The sequence below is a fragment of the Paenibacillus sp. TAF43_2 genome (genome assembly GCF_052113545.1).
Lineage (GTDB): Bacteria > Bacillota > Bacilli > Paenibacillales > Paenibacillaceae > Pristimantibacillus.
Genome location: NZ_JBFRDK010000098.1, coordinates 1 through 23,772, shown reverse-complemented (window position 1 = coordinate 23,772; position 23,772 = coordinate 1). Strand labels below are relative to the sequence as shown.

At 43.3% G+C, this 23,772-nt stretch carries 19 protein-coding genes; 6 read left to right on the top strand and 13 right to left on the bottom strand.

Annotated elements, in window-relative coordinates:
* The 4 genes from AB4Z17_RS20165 to AB4Z17_RS20150 form a co-directional block, all read right to left on the bottom strand.
* The coding region (locus AB4Z17_RS20165; RefSeq protein ID WP_441961653.1) for an immunoglobulin-like domain-containing protein at positions 1–4,195 on the bottom strand (4,195 nt) is incomplete at its 3' end.
* Positions 4,196–4,463: 268 nt separating this feature from the next.
* Entirely contained in the window at positions 4,464–5,000 is a 537-nt protein-coding gene (locus AB4Z17_RS20160; protein ID WP_441961651.1) for a DUF2812 domain-containing protein, read from the bottom strand.
* Entirely contained in the window at positions 4,993–5,319 is a 327-nt protein-coding gene (locus AB4Z17_RS20155) for a PadR family transcriptional regulator (RefSeq protein ID WP_441911953.1), read from the bottom strand. Before AB4Z17_RS20155 ends, AB4Z17_RS20160 begins: the two co-directional genes overlap by 8 nt.
* A 194-nt stretch (positions 5,320–5,513) precedes the next feature.
* A complete protein-coding gene (locus AB4Z17_RS20150; protein ID WP_441961650.1) occupies positions 5,514–6,170 on the bottom strand; it encodes a pentapeptide repeat-containing protein in 657 nt (218 codons plus the stop codon).
* Positions 6,171–6,439: 269 nt separating this feature from the next.
* On the opposite strand from AB4Z17_RS20150, the gene AB4Z17_RS20145 reads away from it, so the two are divergent.
* The 5 genes from AB4Z17_RS20145 (at position 6,440) to AB4Z17_RS20125 (ending at position 12,304) form a co-directional block, all read left to right on the top strand.
* Positions 6,440–7,714, top strand: coding sequence for a hypothetical protein (locus AB4Z17_RS20145; protein ID WP_441961648.1), 1,275 nt, complete (start codon positions 6,440–6,442; stop codon positions 7,712–7,714).
* Between the two features lie 319 nt (positions 7,715–8,033).
* Positions 8,034–8,558: a DUF4358 domain-containing protein gene (locus AB4Z17_RS20140; protein WP_076267328.1), complete on the top strand. Its 525-nt coding sequence runs from the start codon at positions 8,034–8,036 to the stop codon at positions 8,556–8,558.
* Positions 8,559–8,563: 5 nt separating this feature from the next.
* The gene (locus tag AB4Z17_RS20135; protein ID WP_441961646.1) at positions 8,564–9,952 is read left to right on the top strand and encodes an MBOAT family O-acyltransferase; all 1,389 of its coding nucleotides are present in this window, start codon (positions 8,564–8,566) and stop codon (positions 9,950–9,952) included.
* A 21-nt stretch (positions 9,953–9,973) separates the two neighbouring features.
* Positions 9,974–11,122 (top strand): DHHW family protein, encoded by a 1,149-nt coding sequence (locus tag AB4Z17_RS20130; RefSeq protein WP_441961644.1) that lies wholly within the window; start codon positions 9,974–9,976, stop codon positions 11,120–11,122.
* Positions 11,123–11,644: 522 nt separating this feature from the next.
* Entirely contained in the window at positions 11,645–12,304 is a 660-nt protein-coding gene (locus AB4Z17_RS20125) for a hypothetical protein (protein ID WP_441961642.1), read from the top strand.
* Between the two features lie 90 nt (positions 12,305–12,394).
* Here AB4Z17_RS20125 and AB4Z17_RS20120 read toward each other — a convergent pair whose 3' ends face one another.
* The 8 genes from AB4Z17_RS20120 to AB4Z17_RS20085 all read right to left on the bottom strand — a co-directional run bounded on the left by AB4Z17_RS20120 (position 12,395) and on the right by AB4Z17_RS20085 (position 19,655).
* The gene (locus AB4Z17_RS20120; RefSeq protein ID WP_441961640.1) at positions 12,395–13,333 is read right to left on the bottom strand and encodes a magnesium transporter CorA family protein; all 939 of its coding nucleotides are present in this window, start codon (positions 13,331–13,333) and stop codon (positions 12,395–12,397) included.
* Between the two features lie 18 nt (positions 13,334–13,351).
* A complete protein-coding gene (locus tag AB4Z17_RS20115; RefSeq protein WP_441961638.1) occupies positions 13,352–13,492 on the bottom strand; it encodes a hypothetical protein in 141 nt (46 codons plus the stop codon).
* Positions 13,493–13,691: 199 nt separating this feature from the next.
* Positions 13,692–14,570: an NAD-dependent epimerase/dehydratase family protein gene (locus tag AB4Z17_RS20110; protein WP_441961654.1), complete on the bottom strand. Its 879-nt coding sequence runs from the start codon at positions 14,568–14,570 to the stop codon at positions 13,692–13,694.
* Positions 14,571–14,897: 327 nt separating this feature from the next.
* The gene (locus tag AB4Z17_RS20105; RefSeq protein WP_441911968.1) at positions 14,898–15,533 is read right to left on the bottom strand and encodes an HAD-IA family hydrolase; all 636 of its coding nucleotides are present in this window, start codon (positions 15,531–15,533) and stop codon (positions 14,898–14,900) included.
* A 15-nt stretch (positions 15,534–15,548) separates the two neighbouring features.
* Positions 15,549–16,463, bottom strand: coding sequence for a PhzF family phenazine biosynthesis isomerase (locus AB4Z17_RS20100; protein WP_441911969.1), 915 nt, complete (start codon positions 16,461–16,463; stop codon positions 15,549–15,551).
* A 66-nt stretch (positions 16,464–16,529) separates the two neighbouring features.
* Positions 16,530–17,060, bottom strand: coding sequence for a hypothetical protein (locus AB4Z17_RS20095; RefSeq protein WP_441961637.1), 531 nt, complete (start codon positions 17,058–17,060; stop codon positions 16,530–16,532).
* Between the two features lie 60 nt (positions 17,061–17,120).
* The gene (locus tag AB4Z17_RS20090; protein ID WP_441961635.1) at positions 17,121–17,996 is read right to left on the bottom strand and encodes a DUF72 domain-containing protein; all 876 of its coding nucleotides are present in this window, start codon (positions 17,994–17,996) and stop codon (positions 17,121–17,123) included.
* A 45-nt stretch (positions 17,997–18,041) separates the two neighbouring features.
* Positions 18,042–19,655, bottom strand: coding sequence for a sensor domain-containing diguanylate cyclase (locus AB4Z17_RS20085; protein ID WP_441961633.1), 1,614 nt, complete (start codon positions 19,653–19,655; stop codon positions 18,042–18,044).
* Positions 19,656–20,098: 443 nt separating this feature from the next.
* Here AB4Z17_RS20085 and AB4Z17_RS20080 point away from each other — a divergent pair, with 443 nt between their 5' ends.
* On the top strand, positions 20,099–21,454 hold the full coding sequence (locus tag AB4Z17_RS20080) for a dipeptidase (RefSeq protein ID WP_441961631.1): 1,356 nt from the start codon (positions 20,099–20,101) through the stop codon (positions 21,452–21,454).
* A 403-nt stretch (positions 21,455–21,857) separates the two neighbouring features.
* Here the strand turns inward: AB4Z17_RS20080 and AB4Z17_RS20075 are convergent, their stop codons facing one another.
* Positions 21,858–22,310 (bottom strand): disulfide oxidoreductase, encoded by a 453-nt coding sequence (locus tag AB4Z17_RS20075; protein ID WP_430063411.1) that lies wholly within the window; start codon positions 22,308–22,310, stop codon positions 21,858–21,860.
* Between the last annotated feature and the right edge of the window lie 1,462 nt (positions 22,311–23,772).

Genomic DNA, 23,772 nt, shown 5'->3' with positions numbered 1-23,772 from the left:
TTGCTGCCCAGTGCCCTGCTGTATCCTTGAAATGCGGCTCTGGATCTGGGCTCGGTGTTGGAACCGGACTTGGTGTTGGGTTCGTTCCAGGGTTTGGCGTCGGACTAGGCGTTGGATCAGGACTCGGACTTGGTGTAGGGTCCGGGCTAGGGCTCGGTGTTGGATCTGGAGTTGGGCTAGGCTCTACGCCAGTGTCCTTCTTTTTCTCCACCGTTACGGCAACCTTAGCTGTAAATCCGCCGTCTACCGTCACAACCGTAAGGGTAGCTGTTCCTTCTTTTAGAGCTGTAACAATGCCGTTTGTATCGACCGATGCAATGGCTGCTGCATCGCTGGACCATAACACGGCTTTATTATCCGCATTCAGCGGTGCAACTTCTGCAGTMAATTGCAGCTGCTCTTCTTCCTTTAACGTAACCGCATCCTTGTTCACCGTAATTCCTGTTACATGAACAGCCGTATCCGGCTGCTTCAACACAATAAACGTGAACGTTCTTGTTACAGTCGATTTTCCATCTGATAGAACAGCGGTCAGTGTTACAATCTGATCTCCATTTTCATAAACAGGCCGTGCAACAGTTCCGCTATTACTAATGATTGGCTCATTATCTGATTGCCATGCAATGGTTGCTCCATGCAATCCAGTCGTTGGCAGCTCAAGATCCGTCAGCACTGCATCCTTGCTGCTATTCTCCCCAAGGAAGCTCAGGTCGTCTAATTGATCGGCCGCATGTTGAAGCAGCAGCACCTCCATGCTTGCCAGCTTCTCATTTGCCGCCACATTAAGCTCGCTCACTTCAGAGGCAAGAAGTGCGCCATTATAGATTTGGAAGTCTGCGATCATACCGCCAAAATAAGCGTCTCCCGCATAAAAGGATTTTCCAATAAAACCGCTGATGCCGTTTTTATTGTTAATTTGATCGAGAGTAAAGCCGCCAGCATTACCAGTCGAGACTAGCTGGCCGTCTACATACAGCGACAGCTTGTTGTCTGTACCCGACATTACTGCCGTAACGAGCTTCCAATCATCTGATTGGAGCAGCGGCGCTTTCGTCGCCACTTCATTGCGCCAGCCATTCGTTGCGATACCGAATCGCGCCGTGCTGTCTGCATTATATTTTGGCGTCATATACAAATAATGTGTATCGCCTTGTCCAAGCGCAAACAGCCATTCTGCACTGTTCTTGCCTTTCCAATTGACAAGAGCAGATACCGTAACATCCGTCAGCCCATCCAAAATACCCTGCGGCATTTCAATATAAGAGCTTGTATTGCCGCCAGCAAAGCTGATGGCTCCTGCTGCATCCGTCTTAATCCACTCCGCGTTTGCAGGATTAACCCATTTGCCATTGTATTTGCCAGTCTGGTCAATGACCGAAGTGCCTTCCAGCTTGCTCATATCATAATGGACAATCAGCTCTTTTGGAGACTCAACAACATCGCCTTTGCTATCCGTTATCATAATCCAGCTAATTTGCGGATCAGAGCTTGTTGCGCCTGCGTTCGCCGCTCGATGCACTGTCAGTTCCAGCTTTCCGTTATCAACGGCTACATTGCCATAGCTAAGCACATCTTTTGCTGAGGAGAAAACATACCCGCTTGTTTTTACGGTACCGTTCAGCAAAATATCAGCTATCCGTTTGCCGTTTGAATACTGGGACCACGGGTCGTACAAGCCTACATAAACATCGTAGCTTCCATTATCGATGTCGAAGCGGTACGAGAGATYATTGCCGGCATTGCTTTTCAAATAACGCAATCCATCAAAAATATTGCCGCTGCTCGTACCGGATGTCAGCGTATTGTCTCCGATATAACCCCAAGTTTGATTGTTCGCCGGATCGTATTTCTGATCGATAACGTTTCCGTTTAACAAATGATCTTCGCCAATCAATTGAGTAATGTCTTTATAATCTGACGTTTCCGCACCGCCTGCATGAACAAAATAAGTGCTGCCCTCTGGAATGACATACATCTGATGTTCGATTACTTTATTGGAGAGCTCTGTCAGCTTGCCGCTGACGCGCACCGTCCCCGGAATTTTGAATGACGCTTCATTTATGCTCCAGCTCATCGGCGTATCCTTCACCGTTCCATCCGATAAAGTCACTTGTACAGTCGTCGGAAGTACTGGCGCTTTGCCAATTGTTGTACTTGCAGGAAGCGGAGTATTCAATGTCACCTTTCCCATGCTGTCGAGCAAATCAAGCGACCACTCATCATGCCATTGAAGGGCAATTTCATCATTTTGACCAAATTCAATCGGCAGCCAAATATAGCGGGAATTTGCAAGATCGTTTTGATTCCAGCGGTCACCCATATAGATGAATTTACCCGCAGCCGCGTCTACTGTAATCACTTGAGTGCTCTGCGAGCCAAAGGTCGTTGAGCTTCCAGGCGCAACATCGCGCATCGTTTTCCACGGTCCCATCATGCTGTCGGCAACCGTATATTTGCCCACGTTCGGAGCCCAGCCCGTCGCACCGGATGAAATCATGTAATATTTCCCTTGATACTTAAATAGTGCCGGCGCCTCGCGCTGAGCTAGCGGGAATACGCGCACATAGTCCTCGCCATGCACTCCCTTGTACTCCGTATCTCGCTCTACGTTGCCGTCTTTATGCCAACCAACAACATCTGTATACGAATCATTGAGCTTGGAGATGTACATCGTTAAATTTTCTTCACTCGAATAAATCAAATAACCGGTGCCGTCGTCATCCTTGAATAACGTCATATCCCGAGCCATGCCTGGCTGGTTTGGCTGGCCGTTATCAGTTGCTCCCTTAGGCGCTTGATCCATGCGATGGCTCTCCTGATAGACAAAAGGTCCGAGCGGTGAGTCGCTAAGCGCATAGCCGGCTTCTGCTTTCGCATAGTTGGCTGTCGATGTCGCACTTGGGCCATCCGTGTGCATCCACATCACATATTTTTTTGTGTGATCGTTATAAATGACTTTAGGACGTTCAATGATGCGATCCGTACCGATGTCGTTCAAAATATCGGCTTGATCTGTCCGACCAGCATATAGCTCTGAAATAAGCGGATCATTCTCAAAGTCATCTATGGAACCGATCGCTGTCAGGGCGAGTCCATGATCCTCCCAGTTGTACAAATCCTTGGACGCGTAAACCCTTACCCCTCTGGCAGGCAAATAACCATAGGTTTTATCCTCGCCGTACCAGTAATAGGTTTGTGTATTCTCATCAAACATCATGCCAGCGCCGTGCGCTTGAATGAGCGCACCGTTTGTATCTCTCCAAACCGCACCGGGTTTAAAAGAATTGTATGTCTCTTTAACCGCCAGCTCTGATATCGCCTTTGATAATGCTGCGATAGCCGAAATAATCTGCTCCTGGATTGCGAGATCCGTAATATCCGCGCCGCTGCCCACTAGCGATTGCAGAATGGAATCACTCTCTTGAATGACCTCGTTCAGTACTGCGAGACTGAATGGCGTATATTTCGTGTTTGCTGCTTCAGCTTTTGCTGCTGAAATCTTGTCATCTAAATCAGAAAGTGGAACCGTTCTGTTCTGTCTAATGATGAGATAATTAACGAGTGGATCGTTATAGTTTGAGAGCGCAGCTGTTGCCGGCCCTTGTATCCTTACGTTTAACATCCCATCGGTAACGCTGATTTTGCGATAAGTAACCGATTTCTCAGCCCCTTCACCGCCAATTGCAAAATCACCGCCTGAAACGTTATTCCCTTCCAGCAGCAAGTTCACGCTTCTTCCGCTCCACGGATTATTGAAGCCAAAGGTCACGTCATATTCGCCAGCTGGCAGCTCAAAGTCATAAGCCAGTGCCTTATCTCTAACCTGCGTACCGTTATARTATCTTAACGATCCGGATTTGGTCGTTGCATCCCAAACGTTTGTGCCGCTCGTTGTCGTCACCAAGCCCCATGATTTAGAGGTTAGGGGATCCATTCCATATACCTGCTCCGTAACCGAGCTATACAAGCCCAGCTTGTCGTTCCCTTCAACCGTCTTCGGGGTTGAATCACCTGCATTAACGAAATATAAAATATAATCGTTATCCTTCAGCTCCTGCTCTGTAAAATCGTCGGTGACAGCTAAAGCTTCCTCTAGCCCTTCACTTGCTGCGTTTACAGGGGCAAGCGAGGTTAGAAAACTTGCTAATAGAGAGAAGCATAGCGCCAAAGACAGCCATTTCTTTCTTTTCAACAATTGAATTCCTCCTTTAGTTTGGGTATCCGCTCTTTATGTATGCGTTTGCAGATCATGCTGCTTAGAACGTCTCCATGAATGTTAGCCTAGGTGTACCGTCTCTTCAACTGAACAATTTAGACAGCAATGAACTTCCATTAGACCGCCTAATTCTCCCGAAAATGAAGCGGTTATGTTCACTCAGGTTTGATTTTTTCACCTGCTCAAAACGATGTGCACACATGTGAAAAAAGAAAAAAGACTGCCGCGGGCAGCCTCTACTTCTGTGCTATTTATGCAAATCTCGTCTCTTGATAAGCATTCGATTATTGGAAACGATACGAATAATACCATAAACAAACAACCCAACAACAATCATATACAAGCCTAAAATGATCAATGACYATGGATTGAACATTTGTAACGGAAAAATGTTAATCAGTATAATGGGAAACTGTGCGAATAATACGACTGAAAGCAAGGACAAAATTCTTTTGTTGCGATCAATTAGAGAGTCCAGATCGGAGTAGATTTCAGGCCTCACCTCACTGTAGGGCATTCGCCAAATATACCAGCCTGCGCCGGAATATACGAGCTCCCAGCCTGCTTCTTTAAACAGCTGCACATAGTTTGGGTCCTTGTTCATCTGATAGTCGAGGCAATATCTTAGCTTTCTAGTCTCACCCTTCTGGAAATGGAAACGAACGACATTGCCGCTTACTTTCCTCAGATGCCATCCTTCCGCTTCCTCTTGCTCAAGCCATCTCTCTATTTTTTCCGAATCCCAGCTTACCCACCATTTCGTCAACCGTTTCTCGTTAATCATGAAGTTTCCCCTCCACTTTTAAACTATTATGATACAGCTCTCCGATCCGGTTCATCTCTAGTTTGAGCAAGGTTTTACCGTCATCCGTGATGCGATAAAATTTACGCCTATCCTCTTCAAGCACAACTTCAATTAAGTTGTCTTTTTCCATTCGCGACAGGCTTCCATACAAAGTCCCGGCGCCTAAATGAATTCTGTTGTTCGTCAGTTCATCTACATGCTGCATGATCCCGTAACCATGACGAGTCTCTATAAGCGACAGCAAAATATAAAAAGCCGTTTCCGACATGGGCAAATAATTGCGAAGTAATTTCTCCATTGTGACTCGGCTCCTTTTGTGTGGAACTACCGAAAGTGTATATCACCCTATGCTATATCGCATCTCGATATATCATGATGCGATTGTATCACGTCACGATATATAAGTAAATCATTTCCACGCAAAAAGAAGACCACTGCTCGTACGCAGTGGTCTTCTTTGTTACCATTTTGGCGTTGGTATGCTGCTCGCCATTATGTTCCATCATTCACAACAAGCCCAAAAATCGTCGCCATTGTAATCGCCTGTGCAGGCGAGATAATGCAGCGCCGCAAATCCTCTAGCGAAGCGCCTAAGCTGTTAAATTCACAGCTGCTAATATCGACGCCGCCAAGCTTCGTCTGTGAAAGCTGCGCCTGATCGATATTTGTTTCATGCAGATAGAAATTAGCTAATGTCATATTGGACATGTCCGCTTTGGCTAACGAGCTTTTGTCGAATTTAACGCTTTTGGCATTGGTGAAGCGCAGTACGGCATAATCCGCCACACATTGCTCGAACCTTACGTTGCGCAGCATTGAGCCTGTCAAATCCATGCCAAGCAGCTTGCAATTAAGGAATGTGACCCTATGAAATACCGCTTCACTTAGATCGATATTTGATAAATCGCAGTTGTCAAAACGAACATCGGTAAATTCCGCTTTTCGCAGGCTTGTCGCCCGAAACGATACGTTAGTAAACACTACGCGATCAAAACAAGGCTTATAAGCCGATTGATTATGAACACCGCTGTCTTGAATGATGCTGTCGCTAATCTCGATCTCATCCGCCCATTCGTAATCAGGAACGTCTAAAGATTGCAATTCGCTTGATATTTTAGGTGCTTCAATTTTCTCTTTTTTGCTGGACATAAGTATGAGGACCTGCCTTTATTATGAAATAAATTCTATACAACCTCAGCTTCTTTATATTATACACTTTCAAATCCTGATAGGACGAATTCGTTTTTTAAGCAACAAATCTTAAGGATGCGGATTGAACATTATGAAAAAACGGGTAATGAGTTGTATTGTTTGGCATCGCTAATGACTTCTTGTGCTCCCCCATCTATAATGTGATTAAATAAAGTATGCAATAAAGGGGGACTTCACTCCCTTTTTAGACGGAATAGAGGTGTGTTATGAAATACGAGATGTCGCTGGAGCAGCGCGATAACATAATGGGAACGCTCACGGAGGAGCAACGTCATTTTTTGCACCATGAGCTCGTTAGAGGCAGAAGAACGTTGTTCGCACGACAGCTTGCCCGAAAAAAATGCCAGTTCATTCCCGAGGACGCTGAATTCGAGGATATTGAATCGTTTATTGAAGAATGGGACTATATCGGGTTCACCGATAGCGGTGAAGTGTCTCCTCATACAAAATGTGAATGCGGCCGTTCCTTGCGCTACCAGCATCAGGTGCTTCATCTCCCTACCAATACGATTCGCTACTTCGGTATCGAGCATTTACAGCTGCATACCGGAATTGATGCGAAAGCGATATCGGATATTATGAAAGGCTTCGACATCCTCGATGGCGAGATGAATGAAATGTTATGCAAATATAGAGATGGCTGGCAGCTCGATCAGCATCTTTTTTTGCCGCTGCCATCTGAGCTTGAAGTACCTGCCGACATTCAAGCACATATCGATGCCAATCTTCCGCTGCTGGAGAGACAGCTGTCCCGTATCCGCAGAAGACTGCATGAACTGGACCTAGCGAGCAGGAAGAAGCGAATAGCAGCCGCTTTAACCTTCTATGATCAATCGTCTTCAGAAGACGATGAACAGCAAATACCGGAGACCMCGAACCTGCATAGCGACTACCGTTCTGACAAGGACATCATGGAAAACAGCAATCAGCCTGTTGACCCACCAAACCATTCGCAAGGCTCCTTCGATTTTGGAGATAACGAAGTAACGCAAGGCGTACTCAGCTTTGACAATTCCAATGATGGCCAAGGTGCATTTGTATTTGATGAAATCGAAAACAGTCAAGGCGCCTTCGTCTTTGATGAGATTGAGGAGAGCCAAGGCGCGTTTGTGTTCGATGAGCCTCCGGTGAACCAAGATGCGTTTGCATTCGAGGAGGCTGGCAAAAAATTAGGCGCTGCCGCAATGCGAGAATCTGAGCTAAGCAGCTCGAATGCCAAAACTTCAAGTCCCTTTTATTTGTCGCAGCCGGCTCAACGCGTCGTTGATGATGCTCTCAAGTATGGACGTATCAGCACATTAGCGATCTCTAACTTCTTAATTGAACAGAAGCTTGTACAAGATATACGAATGTCTACTGGAAAACCTGGCATCTACATTGCAGTGGCAGCCTATTTGGACAAGCTTTCAGCTGCAGGCCAATGTGAGCTCGTACTCGGCAATTCCGAGGATCGCGTTTATTCGAATTCGAAGACTTCGTAATTGCTTTTTGTACCAAGCAAGCGTTCATCCAGCTTTCATTTTAAATCGAATTTCTATTTTTGAGTCCACTCTATCGACCTCGTTTTATTGTGAGAGCTTGACCATCGATATATCGCAAAGAATTGCTGCTTCATGGTCAAGCCTCTCCTCTATGGCAAAAACTCCGCGTAATTACTCATTTTTCTCGTAAAATAAATAATCATAATCTTATGAATTATTAACGTTATTTTTTACCATAATAATTAAACCTGCAACATAAACTTAATATTTTCCGTTTTTAAACTTGATAACAAAAATGACACCGAGGAGATTGATTACGATGAAAAAAAGATATTTCGCATTTATGCTTGTCATTGCATTAGGTTTGGTGCTGACGGCATGCTCAGGTTCGAACTCAAATTCAGGAGCTAATTCCAATACATCAGGCAACAAAGAAGAGCAATTCGTAACAACAAAAACGACAAAAGAGATGGTTGACGGCATGTTGGCCAAAATTGAACAACCCGCGTTAGCAGAAATGACAGGCGACATGGTGAAACAAATGTATTACTTCGATCCATCTATTCTGGAAGAATATACAATTATGTCACCGTTAATGAATGTTAAAACAAATGAAATAGCAGTTTTCAAAGTGAAGGATGCTAAAGATATTGCTGCTGTTGAGGACGGAATCAAGAAACGTGCTGCAGATGTTCAAAAATCGTTTGAAACTTATTTGCCGGATCAGTACGAAAACGCCAAAAACTACAAGCTTGTAGCGAAAGGCAATCACGTCTTTTTCGTCATTTCTGAACAAGCGGATAAATTTGTAACTGAATTCGATTCCTTCTTCGCTAAAAAATAAGCAATATGGTATTCAGCAGTCTACTTTTTCTATTTCTATTTCTGCCTGCTGTATTGCTGCTGTATTTCGTGTCTCCGTGGCGAATTAAAAACTTTGTTTTGTTCGCCACAAGCCTCGTATTCTACGCATGGGGCGAGCCCGTGTACATCGCAATTATGCTGCTCTCGACGGTTACTGACTACAGCTTCGGACTTGCTCTTAGCAACCCGAAGCGGAGCAGTCTGCAGCGGAAATGGATTGTCGTCGCCTCTGTCGTCGTAAACTTAACCTTGCTTGGTTACTTTAAATACGCTGATTTTCTCATTAACAATGTGAATGCACTATTAGGTACACAAATACCATTAACTGAACTGGCGTTGCCAATCGGTATCTCCTTTTATACTTTTCAATCGATGTCCTACATTATTGATGTTTATAGAGGTACAGCAAAGGCACAACGCAACTGGRTTGATTTCGGCACGTTTGTCGCTTTATTCCCTCAACTGGTCGCAGGACCAATTGTTCAATACTCTACAATTGCGGAGCAATTGCGTCATCGCACAGTGAACATCGAGCTGTTCGCCGAGGGCGTTAGACGATTTATTATCGGTTTAGCCAAAAAAGTACTGCTTGCCAACAATATTGGATTGTTATGGAATACGATATCAAGCACAGGAGCAGATACGATGCCTGCCTTGACCGCTTGGCTCGGCATTATCGCCTTTGCTTTTCAAATTTATTTTGATTTCAGCGGTTATTCCGATATGGCCATTGGGCTTGGCATGATGTTTGGTTTCCGTTTTAACGAAAACTTCAATCGTCCTTATACGGCACAAAGCATTACTGATTTTTGGCGCCGCTGGCATATATCGCTCAGCACCTGGTTCCGCGACTATGTGTACATACCGCTTGGCGGCAACCGCAAAGGTCAGTGGATACAGCTTCGCAACATTATGATCGTATGGCTGCTGACCGGCTTCTGGCATGGAGCCAGCTGGAACTTTTTACTTTGGGGCTTATACTTCGGCGTTGTTCTTGTGTTCGAGAAATGGTTCGGTCTAAAGCTGCTGCAGCGAATGCCAGCTTGGGTTAGGCATATGTATGCGCTGCTGCTTATTTTAATCGGTTGGGTATTCTTTGCCTTTGACGATTTAGGTAATATGGGTACTTACTTTGCTGCGATGTTTGGCGCCAATGACCAGCCATTATGGAATAATGAAACTTTATATTTATTGTACACAAATGCGATTTTACTCGTATTATTAGTGCTCGCATCCTTGCCTAAGCGCAAGCTCAAGGAAGACAGAAGTGCGCGACCCGTTTTACAGCTTGGCTGGCATGCTTTGTTGTTCTTTATATCCGTTGCTTACTTGGTTGATGCGACGTTTAACCCATTTCTTTACTTCCGTTTCTAATGTAAAAGGAGGCTGGCGGTTTTGAGCAAGAAGACGGACCACGTTTTTGTGTGGGGCTTCGTCGGTGTCCTATTTGCTATGTCGTTATTATTTTTTTTACTGCCCGTACAAGCATTCTCGGACGTTGAGAATCGCACGCTCCAGAAGTCACCTGAGCTGACTTGGGATAATCTTTGGTCTAAGAAGTTTGCCGATGATACGGAAAACTACGTAACCGATCATTTTCCTTTCCGAACCAACTGGGTATGGACGAAGTCTGTATTTGAGCAGCTTCGCCTGCAGCAGGAAAATAACGGCATCTACAAAGGCTCTGACGGCTATTTGTTCGAGAAATTTAATGAACCGAAAGATAAAGATATAGAAGAATACACTGCTGCGGTGAACAAGTTTGTACAAAACCATCCTAACGCCAACATCACCTTTATGCTTGCTCCGACCTCCATTGGCCTGTATCCGGAACGGCTGCCATGGCTGGCTGATGCTTACCCGCAAACGAAGGTAAACAGCTTTATTGCCGATCAGGTAAAAGGGAGCTTGTCATTTATCGACGGATTCGAATTTCTGAAGCTTGAAGCCGGCAGCAGCAGACCTCTTTATTACAAAACAGACCACCACTGGACGACTTATGGCGCCTATCTAGCCTATGTTACTTACGCGGAGAAGATGGGTTGGACGCCAATGGCCGAGAAGGATTTCGACATCGAGACCGTTACCAACTCTTTWCTAGGCAGCTATCATACTCGCGGTCAGTTCAGCGGTTTAACACCTGATTCCATTGAAGCCTACAAAGCTAAAAACGGAATTAAAACAGACATGTACGTGGCTGATACGGACAAAACCTTTACGACCATGTATGATTCGAGCTATTTGGAAAAGAAGGATAAATACTCGTATTTTCTTGGCGGCGTGCACGCTTTAATGACGCTTCACAGCGAGCTTCCTCCGAAGCAAATCGATAAGAAGAAGCTGCTTGTCATTAAAGATTCATATGCACACAGCTTCCTTCCTTTCCTGACGCAGCATGTCGAGGATATCCATGTGATCGACATTCGCTACTATAACGGCAACATTAGCGACTATATGGAAGCCAACGGGATTGAAGATGTGCTGCTGCTGTTTAATACAACGACCTTCATTGCGGAACGCAATTTATTGAAGCTGAAGTATTAATGTTGAGTGGAAGTTCAAACAAATGATTCGCAAAACAAAGGAGCAGCCGAGATGGCTGCTCCTTTGTTTAATTGGCGTTCCTATCTGAGGTAACTTAGCAGCTGCTATGCCGTTTAACAGGAAATACTCCCGCTAATTAAAACGATTATTTGCTCTCAAAGCAACTAGATGGAAAAACTCCTGCTATTTTCAGCATATCCTCATCAAATGGGCCTATTTGACGAATATAGCAGGAGAATTTCCTGCTAATGGGGCAAGAATCCATTTATTTATCGAATTAACGGGAGGTTTTCCTTTAAGCAAGCTTTGGTCTCATACACTCAAAGCAAGGTTGAATTAACATTCCTAGTGAAATGAGCCTCACCTAAAAAAAGGGAATTGAATAAAACGAAGCGAATTTAATGTTAGAATCCAAATGTTTGGAGGTATAACAAGTGAAAATGAACGCAAATTTCAATTTTTGCTGTCTGAAACCAAGAATGATCCGTCCATATTCATTTTAAATTTAGGGAGGATCTGTACATGAGCAAACAAAAAAGATTAATTATTATTGACGGTATTCCTGGCTCTGGAAAAACGACAACAGCTAAATCCATTTTAGATAAACTAAATTCAAAGCAAGTAGCAGCACGGTGTTTTTTAGAAGAGGAAGCAATGCATCCCCTGCTCTTACAAGGACCGGAGTTCAGTTCTTTCACAAATGAAGCAGAAGCAGATCAGTTTATTCAGCTTCTCACCACTCGTTATCTTGACTTTGTTCAAGCTGAGCTAAACAGTGCCCATGAAGTCATTATTATTGAAAGTGTGTTTCTTCAAGACACCATTAGTGTCGCTCATCTCATGGGCATGGATAAACAGAAGCTTCTCGCTTTCTCTTCTTCCCTACAGCAGATACTGGCACCACTGGCACCTAGCCTTATTTACTATTATCAAGCGGATGTTGAGAAACAATGGCGTTTTATTTGCAGCGTAAGAGGAAATGAATGGGGTCCTGTCTCCCTGCATACAGATGAGGATTTCAAACAAGCTGCAGAGGTGTGGTCACGGAGTCAGTCCTTTGTCCGTGCGATTGTTAATGCGTGGGACATCCCAAAACTAATCATTGAGAATAAAGACTATCTCTGGGATGAATATCACCAGCAGATTAGTGAATTCATTGATTCGCTGCTTCCAGTTCATTAAATAAGCTCATTTAATTCCAAAAGAGGCTGTTCTAAACGTAAATAAATCTACGTTTAGAACAGCCTCTACTTCATTTTAAGCAGCTATAGTTTAGAAGAACCTCTTCTTCCAGAAGATAACGGCAGTGACACTCGATAAAATAACGGAAATAGTCATCGCGATAAAAAAGGCATGAGGGTAATCCTGAAACGGAATTTTAACGTTCATCCCATAGAAGCTTGCGACCATCGTAGGCAGCGATAAAATAATCGTAATCGATGTCAAAAACTTCATAACAATATTCAGATTGTTGGAGATGACCGAAGCGAAAGCATCCATCATACCGCTTAATATCGTCGTGTGCGTTTCAGACATTTCAATAGCCTGTTGGTTTTCTACAATGACATCCTCTAGCAATTCTTGGTCATCCTCATACATTTTCATGTATTTGCTTTTCAGCATTTTCTGCATGACGATGTTGTTGGACTTTAACGAGGTTGTAAAATAGACCAAGCTTTTCTCCATATTCAATAAGGAAAAAAGTTCTTTATTTTTCATCGACTGATGCAATTTTTTCTCTATTTCGTCTGTCATTTTAATAATTTGCTTAAGGTACTTCAAATATGAAGTCGCTATCAAATATAAAATTTGAAATGAAAACCTAGTTTTTTTGTACGTGTAAAATTGCTTTATTTTATTTTGTGCAAAAACGTGGAAAATCGGGTTGTCTTTTAGACACACTGTAATAAAACAATCGTCCGCTATAATCATCCCTAGTGGAATCGTATCATACATGGGAATACCCTTGTCATCCGTCGAAACCAATGGCAGATTTACAACGATAAGCACATTGCTATTATCATTTTCAATCCTTGATCGTTCTTCTTCATCTAATGGGTCCTTTATAAAATCCAAAGGAATTTGTGCTTTAGCAGCTGCTAGATTCATTTCTTGCTCCGTTGGYGCTACAAGATTGACCCAGCATCCAGAAGTAATCTCATCGGTTTCTTTCAGTATTCCTTGTTCGTCAGTAATATAAATATTCAACATAGTTACAACCTCCTCAGATTAATGAGGAAGCCAGAAATACCCCTGCCATACAAAAGAGTTGACCTTCAGTTCAGTAATCAATCTTCTGAAGATTGGTTTGTTCATGACTTCCCCTTGCAACAAGCTTGGCTCAGGTTCGGCGCTACTTCGACTATCCATTACAGAACTCAACTCCTTTTTTTCGCTATGGTTAAGCACGCTCATTATAATACGCCAAATAAATGAAATTGTCATGAAATTAAAAAAATCATAAAAAAAGATGGCCCCGCGCTTGCAGGGACCACCTCTTTTACGCCTAAATATGGCATTGGCTTATTCAAGCGCTATCCTCAGACAGCGCTGCTTTTCACTATTCAACCTATTCATTTAACGCTGGAATTTCCGAAGGAACCCATAGATTAGCAACGTCGATCCCTTTTTCATCTCTGCTCTTTAACTCTCTCAAAAATTCAAGAAAACCGTATGCCGGTTTCCATCCAAGCATCTTCTCTGCCTCCGATAGATCATGCTGCTCAACTTGTTTTGGCAGCGTCAACTCATACTTCTTCAACAGGCGGCTCGCACCCGGCACTTGTGTCTCACACCATTCTGCGCCAAGCTCGCTGAAGTTTTGAACAACCTCCTGCGGCATATGATGATTGGTATGTACAATCGTGCAAAATAGCCCAATCTTCTTTTCCAAAGCTGCTTTGACCGATGCCACTGTAGCTGCCGCCACATCCMGTCTATCTACCCCATTGCGAAGCAATCGTTCCCCAAACTCTAAATATGGCCGAGGAATAAATTCATGATAACGCAGCATTGCAATCGATGCGCCTGTCATTTCATGATAAGCCTTGCAGAGGTCTTCCCCGATGACTTTGCTTACTCCATAAACCGAGCCCCATCCGAAGGCCATCGAGGAGGCATAGACAATCGCTTTTATACCAGCTTGCTTGCATGCTTCTAATAGATAAAAAGTACCATCGACATTAACAGAAAAAATAGTTTCATCACTAACTGGCGGATTGTGTGCACAGTGCCATGCTGCTAGGTGAACAACGGCATCCATGCCCTCCACCGCACGCTGTACATCGCCTGGCGTCCTAATGTCACATCTAACAAACTCAAGCAGCTTCAAATCATCAGACTGAGGGGGCATAACGTCTGCCATCCGAACGGTATAACCAGCTTGGGCCAATGCTTTGCATACGGCTTGACCTCCATTGCCCGCAGCTCCTGTCACAACAACTTTCATTTCGTTCACCTCGTCAGTTTTATCGTAATTTTAAATGGTATAGCTTGGTTGGTTAATATTATGATAACGCTTCCACAAATATCGGAATCATTTGTTTATTCATCTGCTTAAGCCTTGCAAGTCTAATAATAGTACATCGATATATAAATATGAAGTACGCAATTTCTTTTTACTTAGTAACCTAAAAGTAACCTATGGATATACATGGAAGTAAGCATGCAAATCAGAGGAGATTCTCATCTCCCCCTAGTTTAATGCCCGTTGGATTGGACGATTCTCATACTTGAATTTCCTTATCTTGTTTAAAATATTCAATAATTTTTCTTTCTATTTTATTAAGATCCCCCTAATTTCATGCGGTTGATCGACTAAATAATTTGGATCCTCTCCCAGCAATGATTCTTTTGTATCCAATCCCCAAGACACTGCAATGACATCGATTTCGCATTTCTTGCATGCAATAATATCTCTTGTTTCATCACCAATATAAATTACATCTTCACGATTTAAATGATTATCTTTTAAATATTTTTTTAGCGTTTGATGTTTTCCGAATAGTCCATTTGACGATCGAACTTCATGGATACGCTTGAAATTTTGAGTATGTAAAAAATCAGAGACATTCGCTGCAGAGTTCGATGTAATGATTGCGATTTTATAACCTTTATTTTGAAGAGCATTTACCACTTCTCTCATCTGATCAATAAATAATATCGAGTTAAGATGCTGTTTATAGCGCTCCTTAAATTCCTTTCCTATTTTTCTAATCAAAAGGAACTTATACATCGGAACGTTTAAAGCTTTAAACCGTTCTTTTAATGATAAATGGTTTAATAAYTTGTATTCTTCATGATTTACTTTTTTAAAATTATATTTTACTGCCAATTCGTTATAAACCATCATTATTTCCGACGTTGAATCTACTAGTGTGCCGTCAAAATCAAATATTATATGTTTATACATCTATTAAATGCACCCTCAATCTATCACTGCTGCTTTAGGTAGTTTTACCTCAAATTCATTAACATAAATAGCGTTGCCAGTAATCTCGATATCGAGCTGATCATTATTCCTCGTTACCGATACACCAACTCTGCCATTGCGGCCAATCTCTTGCCCTTGTTCAACGACAAGATGAATTGATTTTTCCGAGTTGTTATCTATGTACTTCGCATAGTATGCTCCCATTACACCAGAAGCCGTACCTGTTACGGGATCTTCAATCGTTCCTGAAAATGGCGATGAGAAATGACGGGCATGCATCTGTGCATTCACATCGTATGTTTCTAAACAAAACGGATGGATGGACGCCCTTGGCATTTCTTTTAAAATATGTGGAAACAACGAATTGTTTGGCTTCATTTTACTGAAAGTACTTAGGCTTTTTATAGGAATTAATAAGGTCCACGCACCGGTACTTCCATACAAAGTGGGGAGCTCCGTCTCGATCTCACTTTCATCGATGCCCATAGAATGAGCCAGCTCCAATAAAGAACCATCGAATGGCTGAAATTGAGGAGAGGCTTGCCGCATCGTAATAAGAGGTTCACCATTTGCATCAAAATCAATTTTTATCGGCAATACTCCAGCTTTTGTTTCAATCGTGAATGCTGAAGGATGATCCAGCAGCCCTTTTGTTTGCAGCGCATAAATGGTTGCCATCGTTGCATGACCACAAAGATTTATTTCATGGCCTGGCGTAAAATAACGAATTCGAAGATCAGCCTTATCCGATTTCAGCGGAAATGCCGTCTCATTGAAGCCTACTTTTTCTGCAATGGTCAGCATCTGCTCTTCGGAAAGATCATCACCATTAAATACAACTCCCGCAGGGTTTCCCATGTTTCGAATATTGCTGAATGCGTCATAGTGATACACATTGATCGTTCTCATAAACAGTCCCCCCGCCTACTCAGCGTACTCAATTTTTATTAAAGTGGAAAATGAAATTGTACTCACTTATTGTAGAGAATCGGAATCAAACCATTTGGTTATACTTTTCGTTTTCGTAAAACCTAAATATTTGTACGTGATCGTTACATTCTGTATGGGTTGATGTTCATAGCGAATTCGGAGACCGTATTGCATTGGAGTATGTTCTTTTTTCTCTAGTGCTGCTTGAATCTCACTCCGAGAAAGCGCTGGATAAATAGAAGAGGCCGATAGTTCCATAAACTGAGTAGCCGGATCTGAATTCGGAAGGACCTGCACCATATGAGTAGAATCATAAGAGATGCCCAGTTGAACGTCATCCGAGCGATCTTCACCATTCACTCTGACCTGCTTAATGTCTATTTTCTGAAACCCTTCATTGCTGAGCTCAACGACATACTCTTCTACCTTTCCATCATGATTATTGATTCGTTGAAGTCCGTTATTTACTAACGGGTCCGTTATTCGATACCAAATAATTACGGATAAAACCAATGCGATAAGAATGAACAAGCTGAAACTCACAACTGCTTTCTTCACGCTCCATCTCTGGTTCATATCAAGCCTCCTATTACATTAATTGGATTATTTTGTATTAACTGAATTATATTCGTCAATCTAAAATAAATCCAACTGCTCGATAATCGGGGGCGGCGGCTCATTCGGACTTTCGCCGTTCGGGCGAGTCAGTCCCAGTATCTCCATCATCCGCTTCGCATTGTCTGCTGCGTCCCCTCCGGAATTGTTATTAAAAATGACGTAGATATGCTCGCTCTGCTGCTCCAGCAGCCGCAGCTTATTCGCCCAATCTTGCAGCTCTTCCTCGCTATAGCGATATAAATACCGAACTTCGCGCCAATTCGGCGCACTAGCTTGATTCCAGCCAGACACATTGCGTCCATGGAACCTGACAATAGTTGATTGTGCATCGGTTGCTGTGAGAACGATCGGTATGGAGCCTATTCCTGCCTGCGGCTCATCACAAACACTGTGCATCCACTGCTCCTGCCTCATGAAATCCAGCGTTTTCTCACAGTACTCCTGTGTAAACCAGCTTTGATGACGGAATTCCAGCGCGCAAGGAATGCCATTCATTCTTGCTTTCGTCTCCCGCAGAATTCGCACATTGGCTGCTGTACAATCAAACCACGGCGGATACTGGAACAAGGCTGCCGTCAATCGGCCTGTCTCCATTACGGGCTCCAGCATTTGCCGGAATGCACCGAACATTTCATTTGTCTCCGAAGCCGGCACGGTAGGACCGCGCTGATGTCCGGTCATCCCTTGATAAGCTTTAACGACGAAGTGAAGGGATTCCGGCGTATCTGCCAGCCATTTGCTGAATCGCTCTTTAGATTGTATGGCATAAAAGGTGCTGTCTACCTCTACTACCGGAAAATGTTTTGCATATTGCCGCAGCTTGCTGCCTGCTTTGCTAACTGGAACATACAGCTGGTCATGATCGCCCCATCCTGCAAGGCCTATTGACATCATATCTTCACCTCTTATTTACTCTCATTTATGGCGAATTATCTTAAACTAATTATTTCTATTAAATGAATACAAATACTCATTTTTCACTTCTGCTATCAGCGTCCGGTTTCTTCCCGAATTTTTAGCCTTATATAAGGCTTGATCTGCCAGTACAAACAGCTCATCCGCGTTTCTTGTCTGTGATGGAAAATGAGCAATTCCGAGTGAAATGGTAATTCTATGCTTTAAGTGATTCTCACTGTTTTCCATCGATTCCCGAATGCGTTCAGCAACCTCATAAGCATCCTGCACATTAGTATAGGGCAGCAGAACAACAAACTCCTCGCCTCCATAGCGGCTGCATAAGTCTCCTGGCCTTATCGTAGCCATGACGATTTTCGACAAATGCTGAAGTACTCTGTCCCCTTCTTGATGTCCGTACGTATCATTAACCAGCTTGAATCGATCAATATCCAGTACGATGATGGAATAGTTTTTTTGCTCCTCTATCCATTGCTTCATCGTTTTTTCTAAGCTTCTTCGGTTGCTTAAGCCCGTTAATGCATCCGTCATTGCCGCCTGGGTTAGCTGATCTGTTTTCAATTGTATGCCATTCAAAGCAAGCACTACCGTTTTGGTTAGCACATCCGCTTCGCGATTCCAGTGCTGATCCATCGTAAGGAGCTTTTGTTCCTTGTTCCCCATGTTGCCCACGATATTGGCAAGCATAACAAATGGCCTTGCTAGTCGGTGAGCRAACCAAATCGTAGCGAGCATTAATAGAATAAATGGTAAAAGCGAATAAAGCAAAATCTGACGGATTTGGATATTAAGTTGTGCTTTAATCGTACTCATTTCGGAATATACTACAATTCCCCATTTATTTTCCGGCACATAGGAATACCCAGCCAATAAAGAAATCCCATCTGTTTTCGTAAGTGTATACCCGCTTTTTCCTTGCATGAGCTGCTGAACAATCGGATAGGAGCTAATATTTTTGCCAATTTGAATGATATTAGGATCGTAAAGAAGACTTCCATCAGAGCCTACAACATATAAGCTCGATCCGCTTTCATTAAGACCGTAATTTCCAAAAATCATGTTTAGGACATTATCTTTTTGCAAATAGATACTCCCGCCAATAAAACCGCGATAGATTCCTTTTTCGTCATATAAAGGCTCACTGATAAATACGATAAGCTGTTTCGTAGATGGGCTCATGAATGGTTTTGATATATATGGTTTTTTACCTTTAAATGCCTCAATTGCTGCATCCGTAACAATTTTCTCCCCTGGAGCCCGTATTGAAGAAGGAGAAATATTCCTAATTACACCTGATTCATCTACGATCATAATCGAGTTAAAATAGTTGCTGCTTTTACGGATGAGATCAAGATAGTCCGCATCTGCCGCATTAACCACTGAATAAAAAGCAGCAGCATTTTTGAGGCTGCTGCGCATCGATATAAAGAGAGAATCCATCGTTTGACTCATTTTAGAAGCGGTTGAAAGATTTAGAGTTAGCGTTGTTTCATATAATGATTGTTTCTTGTATTCATAAGATACAAAAAGCAATATCGATAACGTAAGTAGAACTGAAATCGATACTAAACCGATTAAAAGCGTAGCCAGACTGATTTTATTTTTCTTTTTCTCTGTAATTTTGCGCAGTATATACATACCACTCACCCCTTAACAAGTCCGAAATCTCATAAAAATATAAGTTGCTATATTATGAATAGTTACCTCCTTATCGTTCTTAAGCCTAATATTACCATGTAGTGACAAAATCGTCTTTCATTTGTCAAATATCGACAGCAACCCATTGAAAGAAAAAGAAAGCCACGTTTCGAAAACGTGGCTTAACCTTTATATCAGCAAATATTAAATTATGATTGTCGTTTCGTCTTGCTTTTGTGAATAAGATTGATCTTCTCATCCTACCCTAGTTACCCTGCTTTTTCACTCGTCCAATTAATCCGTGCAAGCGCGGATAACAGATTGCTTTCCACTATTTTTGCAGCCTGCTGCCCGCAATACACGAATTAAATTTTGCAGCTGTTTTACTTATTCGCTTGTAGACGTATACTTAGTCTATACCAAACGTAAGGAGCAACTATCCAATGAGCTATGAATCCTATTTTCAGAACCTAAGAGAACAACATTTGGATGAGCTGAAGCAGTTTTTGACGATCCCAAGTATTTCAGCTTTATCCACTCATAAAAATGACATGAACGAAGCAGCCAAATGGGTTGCAGCCAAATTAGAGAAGGCTGGTCTTGAGAATGTGGAGATCCATCCTACCGCTGGGCATCCCATCGTGTACGCCGAGCATATCCATGCACCAGGCAAACCGACAGTACTTATCTATGGCCATTATGATGTGCAGCCTGTAGATCCGCTTAACCTTTGGGAGACTCCTCCTTTTGAGCCAACCGTCCGCGATGGCAAATTATATGCTCGTGGTGCAACCGATGATAAAGGCCAGCTTTTCCTGCATGTAAAGGCGGTTGAGGCGCTTCTAAACCAAGAAAATGCGCTTCCAGTCAACGTTAAGTTTTGTATTGAAGGCGAGGAGGAAATTTCAAGCCCTAATCTGCCGACCTTTATGGAAACGAATGCGGATAAGCTGAAGGCTGACGTCATTGTCATCTCAGATACATCGCTTCTTGAAAAAGGAAAACCAGCTATTTCTACTGGGCTGCGCGGACTGTGCTCCCTTGAAGTAACGATACTTACTGCCAATACCGATCTGCATTCGGGTTCATTCGGCGGCGGCGTTCCGAACGCTCTTCACGCCATGATTTCCTTGCTGAGCTCGTTGCATGATGATCAAGGCAGAGTTTCAATCGAAGGTTTCTATGAAGGTGTGCCAGAGCTTTCAGCTGCTATGCGTAAAGAGTTCCTAAAGCAAAATCATAATGAAGAAGAATTACGAAAAAATCTCGATCTTGACGCCCTGTACGGGGAAGAAGGATATTCCTTTGTTGAGCGTACAGGCGCAAGGCCAACTCTTGAACTGAACGGCGTTTATGGCGGGTTTCAAGGCGAAGGTTCGAAAACGGTCATTCCAAAAGAAGCTCACGCCAAAATCACTTGTCGTCTAGTTGGCGATCAGGACCCGGCTCAAATATTAGAGCGTATTGTAACTCATCTGGAATCGCATGTTCAGTCCGGTGCCAAGCTAATTATAAAACGCGGCGAAAAAGCTCGTGCCTTCGACATGGACCCATCCAATCCAATGCTCCAAAAGGCAGCCGATGCTTACGAAAAAGTATATGGCACTCGCGCGCTCTTCACAAAGGATGGCGGCTCGATTCCAATTGTCGAGACATTCTCCCGTGTATTGGGCGCTCCTGTCGTCATGATGGGCTTCGGGCTTCCAGACGAAAATCTGCATGCTCCTAATGAGCATTTCAACCTTGAGAACTTTGATAAGGGACTTCTGACGATTGTTGAGTTTTTGAAACAACTTTAAGCTGAGGTGTAAACGGAGCTGTACTAAGCGTAGATTGATCTACGCTTGGAACAGCTCCTTCTTTTTTTAATGGAGCTTAGGCAGAACGATGTCCTCCCCTTATCATCCATATAGCTAACGAACCTAGTAGGTCTTAATTAAACCATTTGTTATGGATTAAAATTGTAACGAACTCCAGAATCTTTATTTTGAAAAAATTGACTCATGACACCCTATAAATCAACCTATAGTGTTAATACGGTTCGTTAAAATGAAAGAAAAGTAGTTTTCATCATAATGAGCATAATACAGTCCGTTAGAGAAATGATCATGCGACGATATGCGTTTAGCTTTATAACCAATGGCAATAAAGGCAGCTGTGCCACTCAATTTTTTGAGCTGCTCAGCTGCCTTTATCATGAAATTATGACTGTTTATTAAGCTTCTTCAAGCGAAGCAGCGCCGTCAAAATGATCAAAAACGCCACGAGAGCCAGCATTGGAATGGTAATAAATCCAAACCAGTTCAAATAGTCTCCCTGACAAGAAACGGGGCCGCATGCGGCAAGCGGAGAATCATGAGGCAGCTTTTGCAGCACCGTATGATAAAGCGAGAAGCCTCCACCAATTACAACTAAAGGCAGTGCGTACGATACGATGCCTTCATCTCCCTTAGAGTAGGCTATGCCTAGTATTAGTGCCAATGGATACATGAATATTCGCTGGAACCAGCATAAGCTGCATGGCGCAAAATGCATAACCTCACTCAAATACAAGCTTCCCGCCGTCGCCAAAACTGCTGCAGCCCAAGCCACAAACAACCAAAATGATTTTTTCTTAGCCAAATCCTCTTCCACATCATTCGCCTCGGCTTCCATAGGTTATATTACTTTTTTTCTATCTACTATTCTCCCTCGATAGGGAGGGTAAAAACATGACTCGAAAGGGCTATTGCATATGAATTATATTTGTGAATTGTTAGCATCAATGCGTGCTTACAGCTTCTTTTCGGCGTTGGCGAACGTGCAAATCACTGCTATAGGAACCTATTTGCGCTTACAGCCACAAAGTAACCTCAGTTTGTCCGGTGTAAGAACGTATACGTGCTTACAGCTTCTTTTCGGCGTCAGCGAACGTGCGAATCACTGCTTTAGGAACCTATTTGCGCTTACAGCCACAAAGTAACCTTAGTGTGTCCGGTGTAAGAACGTATACGTGCTTACAGCTTCATTTCGGCGTCGGCGAACGTGCGAACCACGGCTGTAAGAACCTATTTGCGCTTACAGCTGCAAAGTAACCTCAGTTTGTCCGGTGTAAGAACATATACGTGCTTATAGCTTCTTTTCGGCGTCGGCGAACGTGCGAATCACTGCTTTAGGAAACTATTTGCGCTTACAGCTTCAAAGTAACCTCAGTTTGTCCACTGTAAGAACATATACGTGCTTACAGCTTCATTTCGGCGTCGGCGAACGTGCGAAACACTGCTGTAAGAACCTATTTGCACTTACAGCCACAAAGTAACCTTAGTTTGTCCGATGTAAGAACGTATGCGTGCTTACAGCTTCATTTCGGCGTAGGTGAACGTGCGAAACATTGCTGTAAGAACCTATGTGTGCTTACAGCCACAAAGTAACCTCAGTTTGTCCGCTGTAAGAACGTATGCGTGCTTACAGCTTCTTTTCGGCGTCGGCGAACGTGCGAACCACGGCTGTAAGAACCTATTTGCGCTTACAGCTGCAAAGTAACCTCAGTGTGTCCGGTGTAAGAACGTATACGTGCTTACAGCTTCATTTCGGCGTCGGCGAACGTGCGAATCACTGCTTTAGGAAACTATTTGCGCTTACAGCTGCAAAGTAACCTCAGTTTGTCCGGTGTAAGAACATATACGTGCTTATAGCTTCTTTTCGGCGTCGGCGAACGTGCGAATCACTGCTTTAGGAAACTATTTGCGCTTACAGCTGCAAAGTAACCTCAGTTTGTCCAGTGTAAGAGCGTATACGTGCTTACAGCTTCATTTCGGCGTTGGATAACGTGCGAACCTCTGCTGTAAGAACCTATTTGCGCTTACAGCTGCAAAGTAACCTCAGTTTGTCCGGTGTAAGAACGTATGCGTGCTTAAAGCTTCTTTTCGGCGTCGGCGAACGTGCGAATCACTGCTGTAAGAACCTATTTGCGCTTACAGCTGCAAAGTAACCTCAGTTTGTCCAGTTTAAGAACGTATACGTGCTTACAGCTTCATTTCGGCGTCGGCGAACGTGCGAACYACGGCTGTAAGAACCTATTTGCGCTTACAGCTGCAAAGTAACCTCAGTTTGTCCGGTGTAAGAACATATACGTGCT